Annotated in this window: 14 protein-coding genes; 10 read left to right on the top strand and 4 right to left on the bottom strand. The window is 61.7% G+C overall.

The annotated features are described in order from the left end of the window. Window positions 1-2 precede the first annotated feature (2 nt). A complete protein-coding gene (locus tag AACQ95_RS08925; RefSeq protein WP_241278372.1) occupies window positions 3-1,208 on the bottom strand; it encodes an MDR family MFS transporter in 1,206 nt (401 codons plus the stop codon). 329 nt (window positions 1,209-1,537) lie between these two features. On the opposite strand from AACQ95_RS08925, the gene AACQ95_RS08930 reads away from it, so the two are divergent. The 10 genes from AACQ95_RS08930 (at window position 1,538) to AACQ95_RS08975 (ending at window position 17,896) form a co-directional block, all read left to right on the top strand. Continuing rightward, a complete protein-coding gene (locus AACQ95_RS08930; protein ID WP_043134270.1) occupies window positions 1,538-3,184 on the top strand; it encodes a tetratricopeptide repeat-containing response regulator in 1,647 nt (548 codons plus the stop codon). A gap of 60 nt (window positions 3,185-3,244) precedes the next feature. Beyond that, a complete protein-coding gene (locus AACQ95_RS08935; RefSeq protein WP_043134271.1) occupies window positions 3,245-4,207 on the top strand; it encodes an ion channel in 963 nt (320 codons plus the stop codon). 225 nt (window positions 4,208-4,432) lie between these two features. Beyond that, complete coding sequence (gene xthA / locus AACQ95_RS08940; protein ID WP_042871215.1) at window positions 4,433-5,239, top strand: exodeoxyribonuclease III; 807 nt, start codon at window positions 4,433-4,435, stop codon at window positions 5,237-5,239. A gap of 340 nt (window positions 5,240-5,579) precedes the next feature. After that, entirely contained in the window at window positions 5,580-6,779 is a 1,200-nt protein-coding gene (locus AACQ95_RS08945; protein ID WP_103471133.1) for an efflux RND transporter periplasmic adaptor subunit, read from the top strand. 9 nt (window positions 6,780-6,788) lie between these two features. Then, entirely contained in the window at window positions 6,789-9,917 is a 3,129-nt protein-coding gene (locus AACQ95_RS08950; protein ID WP_241278373.1) for an efflux RND transporter permease subunit, read from the top strand. A gap of 182 nt (window positions 9,918-10,099) precedes the next feature. After that, the gene (locus tag AACQ95_RS08955) at window positions 10,100-10,552 is read left to right on the top strand and encodes a hypothetical protein (protein ID WP_241278374.1); all 453 of its coding nucleotides are present in this window, start codon (window positions 10,100-10,102) and stop codon (window positions 10,550-10,552) included. 322 nt (window positions 10,553-10,874) lie between these two features. Continuing rightward, entirely contained in the window at window positions 10,875-12,422 is a 1,548-nt protein-coding gene (locus AACQ95_RS08960; protein ID WP_241278375.1) for an efflux RND transporter periplasmic adaptor subunit, read from the top strand. Beyond that, window positions 12,419-15,547: an efflux RND transporter permease subunit gene (locus AACQ95_RS08965; RefSeq protein ID WP_241278376.1), complete on the top strand. Its 3,129-nt coding sequence runs from the start codon at window positions 12,419-12,421 to the stop codon at window positions 15,545-15,547. Before AACQ95_RS08960 ends, AACQ95_RS08965 begins: the two co-directional genes overlap by 4 nt. Window positions 15,548-15,593: 46 nt before the next feature. Continuing rightward, window positions 15,594-15,950, top strand: coding sequence for a copper-binding protein (locus AACQ95_RS08970; protein WP_241278377.1), 357 nt, complete (start codon window positions 15,594-15,596; stop codon window positions 15,948-15,950). Window positions 15,951-16,360: 410 nt separating this feature from the next. Beyond that, window positions 16,361-17,896, top strand: coding sequence for a glycosyl hydrolase family 18 protein (locus tag AACQ95_RS08975; RefSeq protein WP_241278378.1), 1,536 nt, complete (start codon window positions 16,361-16,363; stop codon window positions 17,894-17,896). A 224-nt stretch (window positions 17,897-18,120) separates the two neighbouring features. Here the strand turns inward: AACQ95_RS08975 and AACQ95_RS08980 are convergent, their stop codons facing one another. The 3 genes from AACQ95_RS08980 to AACQ95_RS08990 all read right to left on the bottom strand — a co-directional run bounded on the left by AACQ95_RS08980 (window position 18,121) and on the right by AACQ95_RS08990 (window position 22,026). Further along, entirely contained in the window at window positions 18,121-18,909 is a 789-nt protein-coding gene (locus AACQ95_RS08980) for a hypothetical protein (protein ID WP_241278379.1), read from the bottom strand. Between the two features lie 229 nt (window positions 18,910-19,138). Next, a complete protein-coding gene (locus tag AACQ95_RS08985; protein ID WP_241278380.1) occupies window positions 19,139-20,833 on the bottom strand; it encodes a pyridoxal phosphate-dependent decarboxylase family protein in 1,695 nt (564 codons plus the stop codon). A 176-nt stretch (window positions 20,834-21,009) separates the two neighbouring features. Then, window positions 21,010-22,026, bottom strand: a complete 1,017-nt coding sequence (locus tag AACQ95_RS08990) for a lipoate--protein ligase A (RefSeq protein ID WP_241278381.1) — start codon at window positions 22,024-22,026, stop codon at window positions 21,010-21,012. Between the last annotated feature and the right edge of the window lie 182 nt (window positions 22,027-22,208).

A 22,208-nucleotide genomic window follows, 5' to 3' on the forward strand; every position in this document is an offset into this window, starting at 1 on the left:
TGCTAATCCCCGCAGCCGGCCGGCTCGGCCGACGGACGTGCCACCCGGCTGCCCGCCCCGTAGAGGGCAAACACCAGCACGCACATCGCGGTCATCACGGCGAACAGGGCCGGGCCGCCCCACACCTGCAAGAGCCAGCCCCCCACCAGAGGCGAGAGCGCCCAACCGAGCCCGGCCAGGGCACTTGCGCCAAAGTAGCTCCCCTTGAGGTGGGCCGGCGCCATCTCGTCGATGAGCACGTTGAAGAGCGGGAACAGCACCGCCTCCCCCACGCTCAGCACGAACACCGCCACCAGCCAGGGCCACAGCAGGGCCGGACTAGACATGGCGAACAGCACCTGGGCGGCCGCCATCAGCAGAATGGAGAACTGCAACCGCAGGCTCACCCGCCAGCGCCGGGTCAGGTGCAGCAACGGAAATTGCAGGGTGATGATGGTCACTGCATTGGTAGCCACCAGCAGGGCCACCAGGGTTTCTACCTCAGGGGCACCGGCGCGGGTCAGGTACTGGATCAGCGGCGACTCCACCTGGGCGTAGACCAGCATCATCAGCAGATTGGCGAGGATAAATAGCATGAAGGCCCGATCCCGTCCCACCACCTTGAGCATGGCCCCCAGCGTGAGGCCCGCATCCGGCCGGCCGACGCACTCGCGGCGAAAGCCGAGCAGGAAGGCGATGCCGAGCAGACCATAGCTGACGGCCGTCACCACGAAGGTCTCCTGGCGCGCGCCTAGCCCTACCATCACGCCGATGAGGGGCCCCACTCCCGCCCCCACATTGAGCAGGAAGTAACGCAAGTGCTGAGCCAGCTCCCGCTGCGCCTTCTCAGGCAGCAGATCCCCCATCAGCGCCTTGCCCGGGGTGTCGATGAAGGCATAAGAGAGGCCGGAGCCGAATACCCCGAGGGCAATGAGCCAGAGGGAGTGACCAAACCCAAGCAGCAGGTAGGCGCCGCACGACAGGGCGCAGCCGAGCAACAGTATGGTGCGCCTGCCGAGCCTGTCGGAGAGCCAGCCAACATAGAAACCAATGAGGCAGGAGAGCACAGCCGCACCGCCCAGCAGCATCCCGATGCCGGACGCCGACAGGCCATACTCCCGGTAGAGCAGAATAGAGAGGAAGGGCCAAACCATGAAGAAGCTGGTGCGCACCATGAAGGTGCCCAGGATCACGATCCAGACTAGCGGAGGAAAGGGAGGTAGGCGCATGGGAACTCCTTGTCACGCAATGACAGCATATTCGCAGGGGAAAGCATTCAGTGGTATCAAAAGGCACCTATCGACACAAGCCCTACCATGAAAAAAGCCGCCCAAAGGGATGCTCTCTGAGAGGACCGGCAGGCGACCTCATCGTCAAGACCGAACAGGGATCCGCCGCCCGTCATCCCCCCCGGTTCACCCCCCTCTCTGGTCCAGAAGAAATAATGAACGGCGGAACTTCGCGGAAAAACCGCGGCGCCACCCCATGTTCAATTGCCTGTCTGCGCGCTTTGGTGGCACACTTCTGTTATCCGCCCGTAGCGCCCTGACCCAGACAGATGCAGACACCGGAACCCGAGCCAGAAAAAAAAGCCCCGCCCAAGCCCAAGCGCATTCTGCTGGTCAACGAACAGCGATCCTTTCAGGTGATGATGAAGGCGATGCTGATCAACATCGGCATCAGTCGCATCACCTATGTCAATTCGGCCGAGGAGGCCAGACGTCGCTGTCAGAAAGAGACCTTTGACATCTACCTGCTCGATTACGAACTGGGGGTCGGCGAGAACGGCCGCCAGTTGCTGGAGAGCCTGCGGGATCAGAAGCTCATTCCCCCCCAGAGCGTGGTGATCATGGTGAGCGGCGACAGCTCCCGCGCCATGGTGTTGAGCGCGCTGGAGGCCGAGCCCGACGAATACCTGATGAAGCCCTTCTCCCAGGAGCAGTTCTCGTTTCGTCTCAAACGCGCCCTCGCCCGTCGCCTGGCGCTGGAGAGCGTCTTCATCGCCCTCGCCCAGGACGATCTGCCCACCCTGCTGGCCGCCTGCGCCGAACGGGCCGATGCGGTGCCGCGCTTTGCCAACTTCTGCCGCTGCCTGCAGGCCGATACCCAGCTCAAGCTGGGGCAGGCCAAGGAGGCGCGCAGCCTGATGCGCCAGCTGCTGGCCGGCCAGGAGAACAGCTGGGCCCGACTGACCCTGGGCAAGGCGTGCCATACGCTCGGACTTAATGAGGAGGCGGTGAGCCACCTGCAGGCGACCCTCAAGAATACCCCGCTGATGGTGGAGGCCCACCTCTGGCTGGCGGAATCCCAGCTGGCACTCGGCAATGACGAGCAGGCCCAGCAGGAGCTCAGACGGGCGGTGGACATCTCCCCCCAGTCGGTACAGCTCTCCCGCCGGCTGGCGGAGGTGTGCCTGCTGCGCCACGACTACGCCCAGGCCAAGGACGTGCTGCTGTCGCTCATCGACTTGTCGCGCAACTCCATCCATCGCACCCCCCACTATCTGGGGGCCTATATCCAGGCGCTGACCCTGTACGCCCTCAACAGCAACGACATCTACCACATAGCCAACCTGCAAAAGCAGGTGAATTCGGCCCTCTCGCGCATTCGCGATTCGCTGATGATGTCGGAGTTCAACTACCCGGTGTTCGAGCAGATCTGCCAGGCCAGGGTGCAGATCGCCCTGGGCGAGCTGCTCAAGGGCAAGAAGATGCTCTATCGCGCCAACCAGAACTGGCTCGATCAGCCGGGTACCATGCCCCCCAGCCTGCTGGGCGAGACCATACTCGCCCTCTACCAGCTCGGCGAATTCGAATATGCCGAGACGCTGCAGGCACTGCTGGCGGAGGATGAAGACAGGCTGCTCACCACCTGCATCCAGGCCACTCGCGACGACAAGACGGTGCTCGAACGCCGCCAGCGTTACCAGCAGCTCAACGAACTGGGCATCAAGGCCTACCAGAGCGGCGAACTGGAGCAGGCCCTGGGCCACTTTCGCGAGGCGCTGCGCCGGGCCCCCGCCAATACAGGTGCCGCCCTCAACAAGATCCAGGTGCTGCTGCAACTGATGCAGAAGAACCGCAAGAGCCCGGAGTTTGGCGCCGAGTGCAAGGAGACCCTGGAGGTGCTGGACGGCATCCCCTTGAACCCGGCACAGCAGGATCGTTTTCGCAAACTGCGTCAGGAGTTTACCCAGCTCAGTTGACCCCGGCCACGGCCCGCTCGCCTATGCTGATACAGACTCGGCGAGGGGAGGAAACAGACGATGGCCATGTGTCGATATCTGGTGGCGGACGGGCGCCACTGCAGCGAGGAGGCGGAGGAGCACGAACTGTGCCGCTGGCACGATCCCCACGCCGATCATCAGAGTCCCCATACCGCTCGCGAGCTGGAGCACTACATCCAGCAAGGGGGTCTGTGCCACGGCCTGCAACTGGCCCGCGCCAACCTGGCCGGCCTCAACCTGGTGAAGAAGGGGGCCCCGCAGGGCTTCTTGCTGGAACAGTGCAACTTCTATCGCGCCAACCTGCAGGGAGCTCACCTCTACGGCATCCGCATCAAGGGCGGCAGCCTGATGAAAGCGGATCTCAGCGAAGCCAACCTGCACTGCGCCGAGCTCGACGACGTCAACCTGCTCGGCATTCGCTGGCACAACACCCGCCTCGACAACCTCAATACCGGCAAACGGCTGATGCAGGAGCGTCGCGGCCGCAAGGAGCGCGATCCCGTGCAGGCCCGCATCTGGCTGAAGGAGGCCGAGGAGACCTACCGGGATCTGCGCAAGGCCTCGGAGGCCCAAGGCATCTTCACCATGTCCGGCCGCTACATACAGCAGGAGCTCACCATGCGCCGGCTGCAGCTGCCGCTCTGGTCGACCCAGCGTTTCACCTCCTGGATCGTCGATCTCTTCTGCGGCTACGGCGAGGCGCCCATGCGGGTGGTGCTCTTCTCCCTGCTGCTCATCTTCATCTGCAGCATCTTCTACTTCTTCTTTGGCCTGAGCTTCAACGGCAACCACCTCATCTACCGGCCAGACGCCCCCCTGGAGCAGAACGCCATCTTCCTGCTCGAGTGCCTCTATTACAGCGTGGTGACCTTCACCACCCTGGGTTACGGGGACTTCACCCCCATAGGCCTGTCACGGCTCTTCGCCGCCTTCGAGGCCTTCACCGGCAGCTTCACGCTGGCGCTGTTTGTGGTGGTGTTTGTCAAGAAGATGACTCGCTAAAAACCTATCCACGATCTTGCTGCGAGGCCGTGATCAAGGCTCATGTGCTGCTCGGAATCCTCATGTATCCATATACATTCCGGTTCCTGCGCTGCGCTTCACCTTGCTGACAGCCTCTCGCGACAGATCGTGAACAGGTTACCGATAGCCCGGCACCTGAACTTGCATCCAGGGCGGATTCCTAGTCCAATAGCGACTTATAAAAATGACATGAGCATCCCGGACATGAAGATCATCTCTTTCAATATCAATGGCCTGCGCGCCCGTCTTCATCAGCTGCAAGCCATCATCGACAAACACCAGCCGGATGTGATCGGCCTGCAGGAGATCAAGGTGCACGACGAGGCCTTCCCGCTGGCGGATGTGGAGGCCATGGGGTATCACGTGGAGTTCCACGGCCAGAAAGCCCACTACGGGGTGGCCATCATGAGCAAGCAGAAACCGGTCGAGGTGCAAAAAGGCTTCCCCACGGATCCGGAAGATGCCCAGCGCCGCATGATCATGGCCACCTTCAAGCGCGAAGATGGCTCCCTCATCAAGGTGATGAACGGCTACTTCCCCCAGGGCGAGAGCCAGGACCACGAGACCAAGTTCCCGGCCAAGCAGAAGTTCTACGAGGATCTGCAGCACTATCTGGAGACCCATCACACCCCGGACGATCAACTGGTGCTGATCGGCGACGTGAACATCTCCCCCACAGATCTCGACATCGGTATCGGCGAGGCGAACCGCAAGCGCTGGCTGCGGGATGGCAAATGCTCCTTCCTGCCCATAGAGCGGGAATGGATGGAACGGCTGAAAGGGTTCGGCCTGACCGACACCTTCCGCGCCGCCAACCCCACGGAGTGCGAGCGTTTCTCCTGGTTTGATTACCGCTCCAAGGGCTTTGACGAGAATCGCGGCCTGCGCATCGACCTCATCATGGCCTCCAACGCCCTCAAGGACGCTGTGACCGAGACCGGCATCGACTACGAACTGCGCGGCATCGAGAAACCCTCGGACCACGCCCCCATCTGGGCCTGCTTCGCCTGATGACGACACACAGTGGGGACGTTTGACGCCCCCACTGTGACCCGGCCCCCACTTCCCCGCCCTTTTCCTTCTTATAATGCCCACCAGACCACCCGTGCCGCGCACAACGCTTATAGTGAGTGCGTCCGTCACCGGGACACAAGTTGTCGCTGGCTCGCCTCTCTGCCGCCATTGGCACTGATAACTTCCATCCCCGAGCAGCTTGGGTTCAATATTCGTGCTCTATCATGAAAAATTGTCAGTAATCCAATGAGTTGAATTTGTAACCATGCTGTTGATGATGTCAGTTCAGAAGAAAGGTGTGCACGGCGATCGCGATCCATCCAACAGGAGTGTGATGATGAAGGTGCAAAACGTCAGGGAAGATAGGTTCAAGCGTTGTGGTATTGCCCTGGCACTGGCCAGCCTGTTGACCGCCTGTGGCGACGAGCCGACCGCCGGTGCCCAGGCACTGCCTCCCGTGCCCGTGGTGGTGGCCGAGGTCAAGCTGACCGATGTGCCCCTGACCGCCGAGATGGTGGGTGAAACCGCCGGTTTTCGCGAGATCGATGTCCGCTCCCGGGTGAGCGGCATACTGCTCAAACGCACCTATGTGGAAGGCCAGCCGGTCAGCGCCGGCCAGGAGCTGTTCCTGATCGACCCCGAGCCCTACAAGGTGGCGCTGGAGCAATCCAGAGGCACACTTGCCCAGGAGCAGGCCCGTCTCAACAAGGCCCGCGCCGATCGGGATCGCATCATCCCCCTGTTCAAACGCCAGGTGGTGAGTCGCAAGGACTATGACGACACCATAGCCAACTACGAGGCCGCCATCGCCAGCCATCAGGCGGCCCAGGCCAAGGTGAAGGAGGCGGATCTCAACCTCAGCTACACCCAGGTCACGGCCCCCATCAACGGCATGGCGAGCAAGAGCTCCCAGTCCGAAGGCAGCCTCATCTCCACCAGCGGCGAAAATGGCCTGCTCACCACCATCACCCAGTTCGACCCGCTCTACGTCAACTTCTCCTACTCGGAGCAGGATCGTCTCAACTTCGAGAACTCGGTGAAAAAGGGATTGATTGAGGCCAGGGATGCCACCAACTGGCGCACCCACATCCGGCTGGCTGACGGCTCCGTCTATCCAGAGGCGGGCAAGCTCAACTTCTCCGACAGCCGGGTCGATCCCCAGACCGGCACCATACGTGCCCGTGCCATCTTCGACAACAAGAAGGGCGCCCTGCTGCCCGGCCAGTTCGTGCGCATGACCATCGATCTGGGGCTTCGCAAGAACGCCATCCTGGTACCGCCGCGCGCCATAGTCCAGTCCCAGGCCGACCGCATGGTGATGGTGGTGGATGCCGACAACAAGGTGGTGCCAAGGCCGGTCAAGCTGGGTTCCGTGGTCGACAGCGGCGTGCTGATCGACAGCGGGCTCGCGCCCGGCGAACGCTACATAGTCGAGGGGTTGATGAAGGCCCGTCCCGGTTCCGTGGTCAAGCCGGTTTCGGCCGCCGAGATGAAGGCCATCAGCGCCAATATGGTCAGCCAGGCCGCGGCCAAGTAAGGAGTTCGTATGTTTTCCAAGTTCTTCATCGAACGCCCCATCTTCGCCAGCGTGATCTCCATCATCATAGTGCTGGCTGGATTGGCGGCGATGCGATCCCTGCCCATAGAGCAGTATCCGCAGATAACGCCGCCCGTGGTGTCGGTGACTGCCTTCTACCCGGGCGCCACCCCCGAGGTGATCTCCCAGACGGTGGCCGCGCCACTGGAGCAGCAGATCAACGGCGTGGAGCGGATGCTCTACATGCAATCCGGTTCGGCCTCCAACGGCCAGATGAACCTCAACATCTATTTCGAGATCGGTACCGATCCGGATCAGGCCACCATCAACGTCAACAACCGGGTCTCGGCCGCCATGGCCCAGCTGCCGGAAGAGGTCAAAAAGCAGGGGGTGACGGTCAAGAAGAAATCGACCTCGATCCTGCAGGTAGTGACCCTGCAATCCCCGGGCGGCACCTTTGACACCACCTATCTGTCGAACTACGCCCTGCTCAACATCATAGATGAGCTCAAGCGGATTCCCGGGGTCGGTGATACCACTCTGTTCGGCGGCACCGACTACGCCATGCGCATCTGGCTGCGGCCGGACCGGCTGGCCCAGCTCGAACTCACCCCGAGCGACGTGATCGGCGCCATCCGCGAGCAGAACACCCAGTTCGCGGCCGGCAAGATAGGCGCCCAGCCCACCACGGCCCCCATCGACTTCACCTACACGGTGCAGACCAAGGGGCGCCTCGAGGATGTGAAAGAGTTCCAGAACATCATCATCCGCTCCATGCCGGACGGCTCGAAAATCCGGGTCAAGGACGTGGCCCGGGTCGAGCTCGGCGGCAAGGACTACGACCTGCTGGCCAAGGCCAACGGCAAACCCGCCATCGGCATCGCCACCTACCTGCAACCGGGCGCCAACGCCGTGGCGGTGGCCGATCAGGTGCATGCCACCATGCTGCGCCTCAAGGAGCGCTTCCCCCAGGACATCGAGTACCAGATCCCCTACGACACCACAGAGTTCGTGAAGATCTCCATCGAGGAGGTGGTACACACCCTGTTCGAGGCGATCCTGCTGGTATTCGTGGTGGTCTACCTCTTCCTGCAGAACTTCCGTGCCACCCTGATCCCCTGCATCGCTGTGCCGGTATCGCTGATCGGCACCTTCGCCGGCATGCTGGTGCTGGGCTTCTCCATCAACCTGCTGACCCTGTTCGGCATGGTGCTCGCCATCGGTATCGTGGTGGATGACGCCATCGTAGTGCTGGAGAACGTCGAGCGGATCATGCAGGAGAAGAAGTGCTCGCCCAAGAAGGCCGCCATCCTCGCCATGCAGGAGGTATCGGGCCCCGTCATCGCCATCGTGCTGGTGCTGTGCGCCGTCTTCCTGCCGGTCGCCTTCATGGGCGGCATGACGGGGGTCATGTACAAGCAGTTCGCCATCACGGTCGCCGTGTCGGTGGCCATCTCAGGCCTGGTGGCGCTGACCCTGTCACCGGCCCTGTGCGCCGTGCTGCTGAAAGAGGGGCACCACAAACCGGCCCGCTTCTTCGTCTGGTTCAACAACGCCTTCGATGGCCTGACCCGTCGCTACGTGCGCGGGGTCGCCTTCCTCAACCGTCGGGTCGGGGTGGCGTTCACCATCATCGCCTTCATCCTGGTCTCCATCTACGGCTTGCTGCTGAAGGTGCCCGGTGAGCTGGTACCGAACGAAGATCAGGGCTACCTGCTCTCCGCCGTCATGCTGCCGGATGCAGCCTCCCTCACCCGCACCCAGGCGGTGGCGAACGACTTCGACCGGATGGCGATGGCCAACCCCAACGTCAAGGACGTCATCACCTTCTCGGGCTTTGACATCCTCTCCAACGCCATCATCAGCAACAGCGGCATCAGCTTCATCACCCTCAAGGACTGGAGCGAGCGCCAGGGCGCGGGGCAGGACTCCTTCTCCCTGGCCAAAACCTTCCAGGGCATGAGCCTGATGGGGCTGGCGGATGGCTTCGTCGCTTCCTTCAACCCGCCCCCCATCACCGGCATGTCCACCACAGGCGGGCTGGAGGCCTATCTGCAAAACCGCAGCACCGGCAATGCCCAGGCCTTCTCGGCCGAGGTGCAGCGCTTCCTTGAGGCGGCCAAAGAGCGTCCCGAGTTCGCCAGCGTCACCTCCACCTATCGCGCCAACGTGCCCCAGGTCTACCTGGATCTGGATCGCGAGAAGGCCAAGGCGCTGGGGCTGCCCATCAATGCGGTGTTCGACACCATGCAGGCCACCTTCGGTCAGGTCTATGTCAACGACTTCAACCAGTTCGGTCGTACCTACCGGGTGCAGTTGCAGTCAGAGGCGGACTACCGCGCCAAGAAGAGCGACATCCGCAACGTCTATGTACGCTCCGACAAGGGGGAGATGATACCGCTCAGCAGCCTGGTGACGGTGCGTGATGCCACAGGCCCCGAACTGGTGGAGCGCTTCAACATCTTCCAGGCGGCCAAGATCATGGCGCAGCCGGCGCCGAGCTACAGCTCGGGCCAGGCCATAGCGGCGCTGGAAGCCGTGGCCGACGAGTCCCTCGGCAACGACGCCAAGCTGGAGTGGACCGGCTCCGCCTATCAGGAGAAGGCGGCCGCCGGCAGTGCGGGCACCGCGTTCGGCTTCGGCATAGTGATGATCTTCCTCATCCTGGCGGCCCAGTACGAGCGCTGGAGCCTGCCGTTTGCGGTGATCACCGCCGTGCCGTTCGCCCTGTTCGGCGCCCTGCTGGCCACCTGGCTGGTCGGGCTCACCAACAACGTCTACTTCCAGATAGGGCTGGTGACGCTCGTCGGGCTGGCGGCCAAGAACGCCATCCTGATCGTGGAGTTCGCTGTGATGAAACACGAGGAGGGAATGAGCCTCATCGAGTCGGCACTGGAGGCGGCACGGCTGCGTTTTCGCCCCATCGTCATGACGTCGCTCGCCTTCATCCTCGGCTGTGTGCCGCTGGTGACTTCGAGCGGCGCCGGCGCGGCGAGCCGTCACGCCCTCGGCTGGCCGGTCATCGGCGGCATGCTGGCGGCGACCTTCATCGCCATCTTCTTCATCCCGCTCTTCTTCCGCCTCATCATGAAGCGATCGGAGCGACCCCGCGCCCCCGCGCCCCAGCAGAAACAGTGACACAAGCCCCCGCCGATGCGGGGGCTTTTCTATACCTACGCGGCTCATCTGTCGCCCCCTCCTTGCGCTTCCATCTGCGCCTCCCATCCACGCACACAACCACGCCGATTGGCTTGTACTCACCTTGACCTTACTCTCAAGGTAAGGTTTACAGTGACCCCAATCATCATCAGGACATGTCCATGCTGTCATCGAGATTGCCCACTGAGCGTATTGCCCGGCTGTTGCTGGCGCTCATGCTCGTCTGCAATCTCACCCTCTGCATCAGCTGGCACGGGGCCGAGATCATCTCCCCCGCCATGGCGACCGGCAGCGACGACGCAACCATGAGCGCGACCGCCATGCAGGGGCTCGCCTGCCACACAATGACACCCGATGATGGCACTCAGGGCGATGCCATGAGCCAGGGGGAGTGCCAGATGCACGGCGGCCTCACCTCGCCAACCGGCGCCGGCCTGCCACTGCTGGCCGCGCTGCTGACTCTGCTCGTTCTCCCTTTGTTGCTGCTGCCCCATCTGGGGGTCGCCAGCCATCTGTTCGATCACTGGCTGCGGGATCCCTTCCTGCGATCTCGCGGTACTCACCCTCCCTCCTGGCCCCGCCGACATCTGATGCTGTCGGTGTTGCGCCATTAGAAAGCACTTCTCTCGCGTGCTCGCGGCAAGGCTCATCTTGTCGCCTGCGCACGCCCTTGCCTGACCCTGTCACGACTGGCCATGCCAGTCACCACAGGGAGCCGTGCGCGCTGACACAGCTGCGCCCCGTTTGCCGCCCTGCCCGTGTGTGCTGTCGTGATAACGACAGCCAGGTGCCACTCTGGCGCACTTGTCACCACGACAGCCCGGCGGCCTGACAGAAGAGAAGACATATGATGTCATCTGCCCGTATTCCCGGACACAGCGCCAAGCACTGCGTCGAACCAAGTGCCACCCGCCTCCCGCAGACAGGAGGTGTGCGATGAGCCAGAAACTGCTGGTCGCTGCCCTGCTGCTCGCCCTCGGGGCCGGTGGCGGCTACTGGGTAGCCAAACAGACGACCGACGGCGCCAGCGCCAAGGAGAAGATGCCGATCGCATGGGTCAACCCCATGGATCCCCGCGACAAGCGCGATGCCCCCGCCAAGGACAACATGGGGATGGACTTCATCCCCGTCTATGAGGAGAAACAGGGCGGCTCGCCGGGCACCATCACCATCAGCCCCGAGATCCAGCAGAACCTGGGGGTGCGGCTCGCCAAGGTGGAGAAGCTCCCCATCCACCAGCAGATCGAGACCGTGGGTTACGTCGGTTATGACGAAGACAGGCTGGAGGCGGTCAACGCCCGCATGGCGGGCTGGATCCGCACCCTCGCCATCAAGAGCGAGGGGCAGAAGGTGACCAAGGGAAGCCTGATTTACGAGCTCTACGCCCCGGATCTGGTCAACGCCCAGCACGAATACCTGCTGGCGCTCGGCGTAAGCAATACAAAAGGCACCGCCAACCCGCTGCTGCTGCGCGCCGCCGAGGGCAAGCTCAAGTCCCTGCAGGTACCGGCGGACCAGATAGCCGCCCTCAAGCGCAGCCGCCAGGTGCGTGACACCATCAGCATCTATGCCCCCAGCAGCGGTTATGTGTCGGAGCTGAAGGTACGCGAGGGCCAGTACGTGGAGCCCGCCGCGGCGCTGTTCAACATCAGCACCCTGCAGCAGGTGTGGGTGAGCGCCGAGGTGTTCGAGCGCCAGGCGGCCCAGCTGAAGGTGGGAGATCCTGTCACCATGACCCTGGATTACGCCCCCGGTCGCAGCTGGCAGGGTCGGGTGGATTACCTCTATCCGACCCTGGATGCCGCCACCCGCACCCTCAAGGTTCGGCTGCGCTTTGACAACCCGGACGAGTTCCTGAAACCCAACATGTTCGCCAAGGTGAGCATCCGCACCGGCAAGGGTGAGCCCCAAATGGTGGTACCGAGCGAAGCTGTGATCCGCACCGGCAACCAGAACCGGCTGGTACTGGCGCTGGGGGATGGCAACTTCAAGTCGGTGGCCGTCACCCTGGGCGCCCAGTTTGGTGACAAGGTCGCCATCGAGGAGGGGGTGGAAACGGGTGATAGCATAGTCAGCTCGGCCCAGTTCCTGCTCGACTCAGAATCGGCCATCGACTCGGACTTCCAGCGCATGACGGCGGTACGTCCCACCCAGGTGTGGACCCAGGGCGAGATACAGGGGATCACTCTTGCCAACCGTACCCTGACGGTCTCCCACCAGCCTATCCCCGAGTGGCAGTGGCCCGCCATGGAGATGGATTTCACCGTGGCGGACGGCGTCGACATGACCAAGCTCGCATCGGGTCAGACCCTGCATCTGCAGGTGGAACAGCAGGGGGACGAGTACCGCATCACCAGCATCCATATCGAGAATGCCCCCGCCAACAGCGCCGCGCCAGCCAACGATGACATGACGGACATGGAAGACATGGAAGACATGGAAGACATGGACCATAGCCAGCATGATATGGGAGCCAAGCAATGATCCCTTCCATCATTCGCTGGTCGGTGGGCAACCGCTTTCTGGTGTTGCTGCTGACCGTCATGCTCACCGCCTGGGGGCTCTGGTCGGTCAAACAGACCCCGGTAGACGCCCTGCCGGATCTCTCCGACGTGCAGGTGATCATCAAGACCTCCTACCCGGGTCAAGCGCCCCAGGTGGTGGAGGATCAGGTCACCTACCCGCTCACCACCGCCATGCTGGCGGTGCCGGGCTCCACCACGGTACGCGGCTACTCCTTCTTCGGCGACTCCTTCGTCTACGTGCTGTTTGACGACAACACGGATCTCTACTGGGCCCGCGCCCGGGTGCTGGAGTATCTGAGCCAGGTCGCCCCCAATCTGCCGGCCGAGGCGAAACCCCAGCTGGGCCCGGATGCCACCGGGGTGGGCTGGGTCTATCAGTACGCCCTGGTAGACAGAAGCGGCAAGCACGATCTCAGCGAGCTCACCTCGTTGCAGAACTGGTTCCTGAAATACGAGCTGCAGACCGTCAACGGCGTCTCCGAAGTCGCCACCGTCGGCGGCATGGTGCGCCAGTATCAGGTGCGGGTCGATCCGGACAAGCTGCGCGCCTACGGCATCCCCCTCTCCCTCATCCAGACCGCCATCGAGCAGGGCAACCAGGAGACAGGCGCCTCCGTCATCGAGATGGCGGAAGCGGAGTACATGGTGCGCTCCAACGGCTATCTGAAGAGCGTCGAAGACCTCAAGCAGATCCCGCTCGGCACCCAGGTCAGGGGCGCTCCCCTGCTGCTCGGCGATGTGGCGGATGTGGTCACGGGCCCCCAGAGCCGGCGCGGTATCGCCGAGCTCAACGGCGAAGGGGAAGTGGTGGGCGGCATCATAGTCATGCGCTATGGAGAGAATGCCCAGCACACCATAGACGGGGTCAAGGCACGGCTGGCAGAGCTGAAGAGCAGCCTGCCAGAGGGGGTGGAGATCGTCACCGTCTACGACAGATCCGATCTTATCCAGCGCGCCATCGACAACCTCTCCGGCAAGCTGCTGGAGGAGTTCGCCGTAGTGGTGCTGGTCTGTCTGGCCTTCCTGTTCCACCTGCGCTCGTCTCTGGTGGTGGTCATCACCTTGCCCATCGCCATCCTGACCGCCTTTATCGTCATGCACCTGCAGGGGATCAACGCCAACATCATGTCCCTTGGCGGCATCGCCATCGCCATCGGTGCCATGGTGGACGGCGCCATAGTGATGATCGAAAACGTGCACAAGCATATGGAACGGGAGGCATTAACGGACAAGAACCGCTGGCGCATCATCACCGAGGCAAGCATCGAAGTGGGGCCCGCCATCTTCTTCTCCCTGCTCATCATCACCATGAGCTTCTTGCCGGTGTTTGCACTGGAGGCGCAGGAGGGACGCATGTTCCATCCGCTGGCCTACACCAAGACCTACGCCATGGCGGCGGCGGCCGGGCTCTCCATCACGCTGGTGCCGGTGATCATGGGGTATTTCATCCGTGGCAAGGTGCTGGCCGAACAGGCCAACCCCCTCAACCGTGGCTTGAGCCAGGCCTATATCCCGCTGCTCAAGGCCGTGCTGGCGCGCCCCAAAACCACGCTGGCCGCCGCACTGCTGGTGACTGTGGCGGGCTTCTGGCCACTCCAGTATCTGGGCTCGGAGTTCATACCGCCGCTCGATGAGGGGGACATAATGTACATGCCCACCACGGCGGCCAACATCTCGGTGGGCAAGGCGCGGGAAATATTGCAGCAAACCGACAAGCTGATCCGCACCGTGCCCGAGGTGCAGAACGTGTTCGGCAAGGCGGGCCGCGCCGATTCGGCCACAGACCCCGCCGACCTGGTAATGATGGAGACCAGCATACAGCTCAAGCCGCGCGACCAGTGGCGCCCCGGCATGACACCGGAGAAGCTGAAAGAGGAGCTAGACTCCCTGATTCGCTTCCCCGGCCTCACCAACGCCTGGGTGCCTCCCATCAAGACCCGCATCGACATGCTGGCTACCGGCATCAAGACCCCGGTCGGCATCAAGATAGCCGGGCCCGACCTCAAGGTGATCCAGCAAGTCGGCCAGCAGCTCGAGCAGATCGTCGGCAAGGTGGCGGGGGCAGCGTCTGTCTACGCCGAACGGGTGGCCGGTGGCCGCTATGTGAAGGTGGATATAGACCGGCTCAATGCCGCCCGTTATGGCCTCAACATCGCCGACGTGCAGGCGGTGCTCGCCACCGCAGTGGGCGGCATGGACGTGGGCCAGACCATAGAGGGGCGCGAGCGCTACCCCATCAACCTGCGCTATCCCCAGAGCTATCGCGATTCAGTGGCAAGCCTCGAACTGCTGCCGCTGATCACACCCAAGGGGGAGCGGATCGCGCTGGCGGACGTGGCCCGCGTCTACATCAGTGACGAGGCCCCCATGCTGCGCAGTGAAAATGCGCGCCTGAACGGCTGGGTCTACGTGGATATTCGCGGTCGCGACATCGGCACCTTCGTCGCAGAGGCCAAGGCCGAAGTGGCCAAGCAGCTGGTGCTGCCGGCCGGCTACGCCCTCACCTGGTCCGGTCAGTACGAATACATGGAGCGGGCCAAGGCGCGCCTCGCCTACGTGGTGCCGTTAACCATCGCCATTATCGTGCTGCTGCTCTATCTGGCGTTTCGCCGCATGCAGGAGGTGTTGCTCATCCTCACCACGCTGCCGCTCGCCGTGGTGGGCGGGATCTGGACCATATGGCTGCTGGATTTCAACCTCTCGGTGGCGGTGGGAGTGGGCTTTATCGCCCTGGCCGGGGTGGCGGTGGAGACGGGCGTGCTGATGCTGGTCTACCTCAACCACGCCTGGGATGACCTGGTAGCCAAGGGCAAACCGGACAAGGCGGGCCTGCACCAGGCCGTGATCCACGGCGCCGCCCTGCGCCTGCGCCCCAAGATGATGACTGTGGTGACCATTATCGCGGGTCTCTTGCCCATCATGTGGAGCCAGGGCACCGGCTCGGAGGTGATGCAGCGCATCGCCGCCCCCATGATAGGCGGCATGGTGAGCGCCCTGGTGCTGACCCTGCTGGTGCTGCCCGCCGCCTACTACCTGTGGCGCAGCCGAGGCCTTGGCAAGACCGCGCACCAGGCAGCCGAATAACCCGAACTTACAACCGATTTTGAATAAACGACTGAAGGAAAACATCATGAATTACAAGACGCTGACCCTGACATTGCTGCTTGGCCTCGCCTCTCTCCAGGCCCAGGCCGAAATGACCATGAGCCACGAGGGGCACGATATGGCCCAGATGGAGGGGATGGATATGCAGGCGATGGGAGAGAGCGTGATGACCAAGGGGGTCATCAGCCGTATCGACGAGGCCAACGGCAAGGTGGGGATCAAACACGAGGCCATCGACAACCTCAAGATGCCCCCCATGACAATGGTGTTCCTGCTGGCCGATCCCGCCCTGACCAAGGGGCTCAAGGTGGGGGATGCGGTACGCTTTCACGCCGAAAACCCGGCCGGCAAGCTGACGGTCACCCAGTTGCAGAAGCGGTAAAACGACCGACGTGAAACTGGAATATGGAAGGCGGACACCCTCCGTCTTTCATATTCCCTTTCTTTATTCTTGATGCCACCCCAGTCGGATTATGGTCAAACATCCAAATATAATTCAACAAAGACCTTGGCAAGCAGGCTGGATATATAACCACGAGCAGTTATTTGCATTTAAAACAATGATGAAACACTGACAACAAAGTTAATAAAACAAGCTTGACAGCCATTCAGTTTATATTCAGCAAAAAACAGTCATCTCACCTTATTATCAGGGCTCATTATTCATAACTGGAGTCACATCAGACCAATAAAATATACCACCGATAATGTCATCCAAGATAACCCTGTATGAGAGCAAGGATATTGCTTTCGGCTCTACTGTGCTCTTGTAGAGATCAATAAGGATATTATATGAAACATCACACCCTGTTCGGCGCGATCCCGCTGCTGTTTGCCGGCGCGGCCATGGCACAAACACCAGAAATAACCGCCTACTATCTGAGTGGCTCGGATGCCCCGGCCAATACACCTGGCTACTATGCATCACTGGACAATCTGGAAACCTTGAGTAATCAGGTGGCCAGTCAAAAGAGCAATTTCAACAAGCTGGTACTGTCATTTGTCCAACCCAGCCTGGTCAATTACACGCAAAATGACCTGGCCTGCACCGGGTTATTTGGTTATGTCTGCGACACTGCCACCGTTAATAAGGCGCCAAAAGATAATAAATCCATCGCCGACTTTTCCCAGCTCAGGGATATTATCAACACCTTCAAACTCCATGGCGTCGAGACCTATATTGCCGTCGGTGGCTGGAACTTCAGCTGCATCCCGGAATACTACGATGTCACGGCGGGCAAGGTGGATGCCTGTGGCCCGGCCGGAGAGCAATACGACTCCTTCCCCAACCCGGGCCCCCGCAACCGCTTCGACAACCCGATATCCGGCCAGGCCGCGGATCAGGCGTATCGCAACGTGGTGCAGCTGGCCAATGACCTCGGCGTGGCAGGCATTGATCTGGACTACGAGGAGTTCTGGCACGCGGATCTCAACGCCTACAGCTGGCGGCTGACGCCGGATTCGGTGCAGCCGCCGGCCAGCAATGTGGAATACCTGGACACGGCTACCCTGATGAGCAGAGGCAAGGGAGTACGGGTCTACAACGACAGCATGCAACTCAATCCCGCCGAGCAGCCCTATCCCAGGATCATGCCGGACACGGTCGACAAGTTTGCGGCCATCATGCGCTCCCTCTACCAGGCCATCGATGCCATCAACCCCGAGCTGGCACTGAGCACGGCGGCCCCCGCAACCGGCGGTATCCCAAACATGTCGGCCAACTGGGGCAGCAATGCCTATACCAGCAATACCTATGGTGGTGCTTGGTGGGGCGGTAATTTATATGGCCTGATTTACAATACCGCTCTGCAATATCCAGATCTGGTCGATCGACTCAGTACCATTGGCATAATGTCATATGACCTGAGCGAAACAGACTGTGGGGGCGACACCAATATTCCGTGCGATCTGGCAGGGCAGGTTGATTATTATTACGGGGCCTTCTTCAGCTGGCTTAAATCCGGTGACACCATACGACCCGGACACGCAGTGGTAAAAGGATCGCCGAGTTATGCCAGCGCCGCCATTCAACCGCAAAAATTGCTGATAAGTCCAGCCATCACGGTCGGATTTGAAGTTGGCAGACCGGCGACAGGCAATTTACTGCTGAGCAAGGATCTCCTCACGGATATCGCCACGCGCACGGCCAGATATTCCCCCTCCGGCATGATCATGTGGGATCTGTATAAAGACAAACGCCATGATGAACCTATGGGTGGCTGGGATCCTGCATGGGCCCGTCCCAATGATGTGTTGACCGCAACCTGTCACATCATGGGATTAAGTGGCGAACAATATGATTGCGCCAGTACGGTGCCGACTCCCTGACCCCGTCACCTTCAACATACCTTGATCACATCATGCCGGCGCACCTTGCACCGGCATGTCTCTATTACGCCGCACTAATGACGCCACATTCGGGCACAAGCCGATATTATCCAGGCCGGTGTGAGCCCGCAGAGGCAATCCATCCGATACCTTGGCGCCTCGCCCGTCCTGATGACAAACAGGCCGGGCCCCTGACCCGGCTTGCATTGTGCCATCAGCGCGGCTCACCCGTTCGGATAAGCCTGGGCTATGTTGGCCTGCGCCACCCCCATCAGCTGGGCCGAGATATCCTGCAGCACATAGAGGTCGCGGCGGCGGGTCCAGGGTTGATCGGATTGCTCGTCATACCAGACGGGCAGTTCGATCCCCTCCGGGGCATGGCTCGCCACCTTGCGGGCACGGCAGGTGATGATGCAGCGTTTGACGTGGTCGCGGTGACCTATAACGGCCGCCATGCCGAGGGCGGCGGCATCTCCGCCTGCGTAATCCCTGACGATGGCCTCCACCACTCCGTCCGTGCTGAGGTAGATCAGCTTGCCCTCATTATCCCAGTAAGGCTCGATGGAGATGACATCCCGGGCCGGGATATCGGGATAGCGGGCCGAGTCGAGGAAGCGGGCTATCTCCCACTGCACATACATGGGTACCGGCTTTTGCCGATAGAGGGCGGCGCAACAGGCGGCCAGGGCCTCATTCATGGGGCCGGGTTCGGCCAGCTCATCCGGGTTGCCCGAGGCATTGGGGCGGTTGCCAAAGGCAAAGGCTATTACGCAGTTGACGCTGTCGATGACGACCCGGGACGGCGTCATGTTGAAGCAGGCCTCCTCGATGAAGGGGGCCAGCCGGCGGGCAGTCTGCTCGTCGTGCAATTCGGCGCTCAGCCGGTCTGTCAGGGTGGTGCTAAAGTCGACCGGGCTCCCTTCGCTGTCGTTGCTGCTGTTGCACCCGGCCAGGGTGGCGACCAGGGGGGCACTCAACAATCCCAGGGTGACTCTGCGTCTGTGCTTGTCCATAACGGCTCCTTTTGTTGATATCCAAGGCTGAAAGTCAGCCCGTTGGAGTCCATACCGTACGGAAAAAACAGGGCGAGAAAAGTCAGAAAGGGATGCAGAGGGGCGTAACGTGCAGAGCTTCACATTTCCCGGGGGATTCGCAAGCAATCCCTTTTGATTCAATTGATTGACGTATCAAAAAAGCAGGGCGCAGGAGGAGACCCGCCTGCGCCCCGTCATTCATCCGCCATCAGCCGCGAATGTGCGCGATGAAGGCATCGATCTGTTCACGGCCGCAGGCGGGGTTCATGAAGACCGCCTTCTCCCCTGCGATGTAGGAGTATTTGCCGCGGGCGTCGTAGTCGGAGTGGGCTATGGCCTCTACCCAGTTGGTGTAGAGTCCCACCTTGCCACGCCCGGTAAAGAGGCCGCGGTGATAGTCGGTGTTGCGTTGCAGCCGCGCCTTGTAGGCCGCATCCGGGCTGCGTGCCAGCTCGAAGGCGAACTCGGCGTCCGGATCCTGCACCCACTCGGGGTTGTAGATCTTGAAGCCCACGCTCGGCCCCTGATTCTCCTGGGCCACCAGCTTGACGTTGCCAAGCTGGCTTAACCGGAAACGGAAATAGTTGGCATTTTGCAGGCAGTGGGCCAGCACGGTGCGATAACCCTCGACCCCCAGGTAGTTGAGCGCCGCATAGGCACCGAACAGACCGCTCGCCCCGCGGGAACACTCTATGGTGGACTGCAGGTGGGTCTGGCCCTGAATGTCCCGCTCAAAATAGGAGAAGTTCTCCGGGTCGTTCTCCATCGCCTTGAGATCGTCCTGCTCCTTGATCATCACCAGGCTGGAGGTGTAGGGCACATAGCCCCACTTCTGGAAATCGACGGTGAAGGAGTCGGCGTATTTCAGCTCGGCGAAGCGGGCCACGTTGCGCTCGATCCCCGCCAGGGTAGCGCCGTTGATGGCGAGCGGGTTGGCGCCAAAATCGTAATCCAGGAAGAAGATCATCGACCAGCCGATGGCGGCATCCACGTGGATGTGCGGCTTGACCGCCACCTCGAAGCGCTCGCAGAGGCGATCCCGCAGCTCGACCACGGGTTTGACCTGGTCCACCCCGAAGGTGTCCGTGGTACCCATGGTGAGCATGATGGTGGGCACCACATGTTTGAGGGCAAAACAGGCGGTCAGGGTGCGTTCCAGATGATCGAGATCGATGTCGTTGTTCTCGCCAACCTGAATGCGGATGGTCTTGTTCTCTATGTCGACCCCGAGCAGGGAGAGGTTGGTGATGTTGGAGTAGTGGCCGCCCTGGGAGTTGATGATGCGGTAGTCCTGATAGTGGCCGAGCCCCTTGTGCTTGGCCTCCGGCAGGCTCTTGCGAATGCCGAGCAGGTAGCCGTAGAGGTTACAGAAGGTCCCCCCCTGGGTGAAGATGCCGGTGGCGCGGGCCGGATCATAGCCAGCCAGCAGGGCTATCTGGCGCACCACCTTCTTCTCCAGCTCCTCGGCCACCCCGGCATACTCGGAGTAGACCAGGTTGGGGTTGGCCAATATGCCCATCTGGGCGCCGTAGATGGCGGGATCCGCCGACATTGTGATGACGTTCTCGACGCTGGAGGGGTTCTCCCAGTCTTTCGACAGGGCGCCGGCGAACAGCAGCTCGGTCATGGGCTCGCCCGGAGTGCGCATCTGTGCGGGCACCGGCATGGTCTCGCAGAGATCGGCGAGGCGGGCGCGGCCATCGGGCCAGGCGTTCAGGCGGGCATCCGGCGCCAGGCCACGGGCACGAAACTCGTTGAGGGTGGCGAAACCGGGCTCGCGAAACACCGGCCAGAGATCGGGATTGCGCGAGAAAAAGTTGGCTTTGACTGTGGCGAAACGGGCGGAGAACTCGGGGTGGACGGCGTTGACGCCTTCATCTTTCAGATAAACTAAGTCACTCATTTTTATACCATTAGTACAGCAAGTGTGCTGCCCTTATACCCCTGAGCCGCTGTTTGAAACAGCGACAATATCTAATGGCCTCCCCTACTTTTTGTCATGATGAGCCGTGGCGTGGGCTGGCAAAAAGGCGCCTTTTGGGCGCCTCTTTTGATTTCGTGATCGGACAGGAAAAAACTTCAGCGCAGGGCGGCCAGCAGCCAGCGGGAGAGCTCGTCCAGCTCGGCTTGCTGGGCCGGGAAATCGGCCCGCAGTTGCGGCAGCAGCGCCGCTATGGCCTCGCGGCGATAGGCGAGGCCAACCAGCCGTTCGGCCAGCGCATCCAGCGGCGCCGGATCCAGGCTGTCGCTGAAGATCTGCGCCCGGCCTATGACCCCCTTCTCCACATCGAAGTGCAGCTCGACCCCGCCCCAGCCGAAGCGCTCGTCCAGCTGATGGCTGAACGCAGGCGCATGGCCGAAGTTCCACTCCCAGCTGCGCTGGCGGGCGAAGGTGTCGGCAAAGCCGGGCAGGTCGGGCAGTTGGCTCGGAGAGATGTGCTCGGGCAGAACCCGCCCGCCGTAATGGGCAAAGAAGGCCTCGCAGAGAGCGTGGCTCAGCTGGTTGTGGTCAATGCCCGGCAGCAGCTCGCACAGGTTGGCCACCCGGCTGCGCACCGAGGCAATGCCCTTGGCTGCCAGCTTCTTGGGGTCCGGGTTGAGGTAGTTGGCGAGCCGGCCCAGATCGGCGTCCAGCAGCAGGGTGCCGTGATGAAAGCCGCGATCCTGGGTCTCCCGATACGCCGAGCCCGACACCTTGCGCTCCCCGTCCTGGGTTGCCACCAGCAGATCGTTGCGCCCGGAGGCGAAGGCGCTCACCCCGAGCCGCTTGAGCGCATCCAGCACTATGGCGGTGGAGATGCTCTTGTCATAGCCGGGCTTGCCCGCCATGAAGGTGAAGCAGCTGTTGCCAAGGTCGTGAAACACGGCGCCGCCCCCGCTGCTGCGCCGGGCCAGGGTTATTCCATCCTCTTCCATGCGACGGGTGTTGCACTCCTTCCAGGGATTCTGGGCGCGGCCAATCACTACAGTATTGGCGTTGCGCCACAGGAAGAGCACCCGCTGGTTCGGGTCCATCTGGCGAAAGATGCACTCCTCCACCGCCAGGTTGAACAGGGGATCGTGAGAGTCGGACAACAACAGACGCAATCGGGACATGAGAGAGCCTCAACGAGAAGGAAGAGCCGCTATCATACCACCGCTGGCGACCGGATTTGGGCCCTTGCCAGCTGGGCTCCATCGTTACCGATTAACAACCTAATAGAATCAATCCGGATACATTCCCACAGCATCAGAAAAGTATCTTTTGATACGGCGACACAGGTTGACGCATTGCACCG

This window comes from Aeromonas sp. MR19 (assembly GCF_963899305.1).
Lineage (GTDB): Bacteria > Pseudomonadota > Gammaproteobacteria > Enterobacterales > Aeromonadaceae > Aeromonas > Aeromonas bestiarum.

Coding starts and splice junctions, on each gene's coding strand:
- AACQ95_RS08925 (WP_241278372.1), bottom strand. CDS start 1,208: ATGCGCCTACCTCCCTTTCCTCCGCTAGTCTGGATCGTGATCCTGGGC.
- AACQ95_RS08930 (WP_043134270.1), top strand. CDS start 1,538: ATGCAGACACCGGAACCCGAGCCAGAAAAAAAAGCCCCGCCCAAGCCC.
- AACQ95_RS08935 (WP_043134271.1), top strand. CDS start 3,245: ATGGCCATGTGTCGATATCTGGTGGCGGACGGGCGCCACTGCAGCGAG.
- xthA (WP_042871215.1), top strand. CDS start 4,433: ATGAAGATCATCTCTTTCAATATCAATGGCCTGCGCGCCCGTCTTCAT.
- AACQ95_RS08945 (WP_103471133.1), top strand. CDS start 5,580: ATGAAGGTGCAAAACGTCAGGGAAGATAGGTTCAAGCGTTGTGGTATT.
- AACQ95_RS08950 (WP_241278373.1), top strand. CDS start 6,789: ATGTTTTCCAAGTTCTTCATCGAACGCCCCATCTTCGCCAGCGTGATC.
- AACQ95_RS08955 (WP_241278374.1), top strand. CDS start 10,100: ATGCTGTCATCGAGATTGCCCACTGAGCGTATTGCCCGGCTGTTGCTG.
- AACQ95_RS08960 (WP_241278375.1), top strand. CDS start 10,875: ATGAGCCAGAAACTGCTGGTCGCTGCCCTGCTGCTCGCCCTCGGGGCC.
- AACQ95_RS08965 (WP_241278376.1), top strand. CDS start 12,419: ATGATCCCTTCCATCATTCGCTGGTCGGTGGGCAACCGCTTTCTGGTG.
- AACQ95_RS08970 (WP_241278377.1), top strand. CDS start 15,594: ATGAATTACAAGACGCTGACCCTGACATTGCTGCTTGGCCTCGCCTCT.
- AACQ95_RS08975 (WP_241278378.1), top strand. CDS start 16,361: ATGAAACATCACACCCTGTTCGGCGCGATCCCGCTGCTGTTTGCCGGC.
- AACQ95_RS08980 (WP_241278379.1), bottom strand. CDS start 18,909: ATGGACAAGCACAGACGCAGAGTCACCCTGGGATTGTTGAGTGCCCCC.
- AACQ95_RS08985 (WP_241278380.1), bottom strand. CDS start 20,833: ATGAGTGACTTAGTTTATCTGAAAGATGAAGGCGTCAACGCCGTCCAC.
- AACQ95_RS08990 (WP_241278381.1), bottom strand. CDS start 22,026: ATGTCCCGATTGCGTCTGTTGTTGTCCGACTCTCACGATCCCCTGTTC.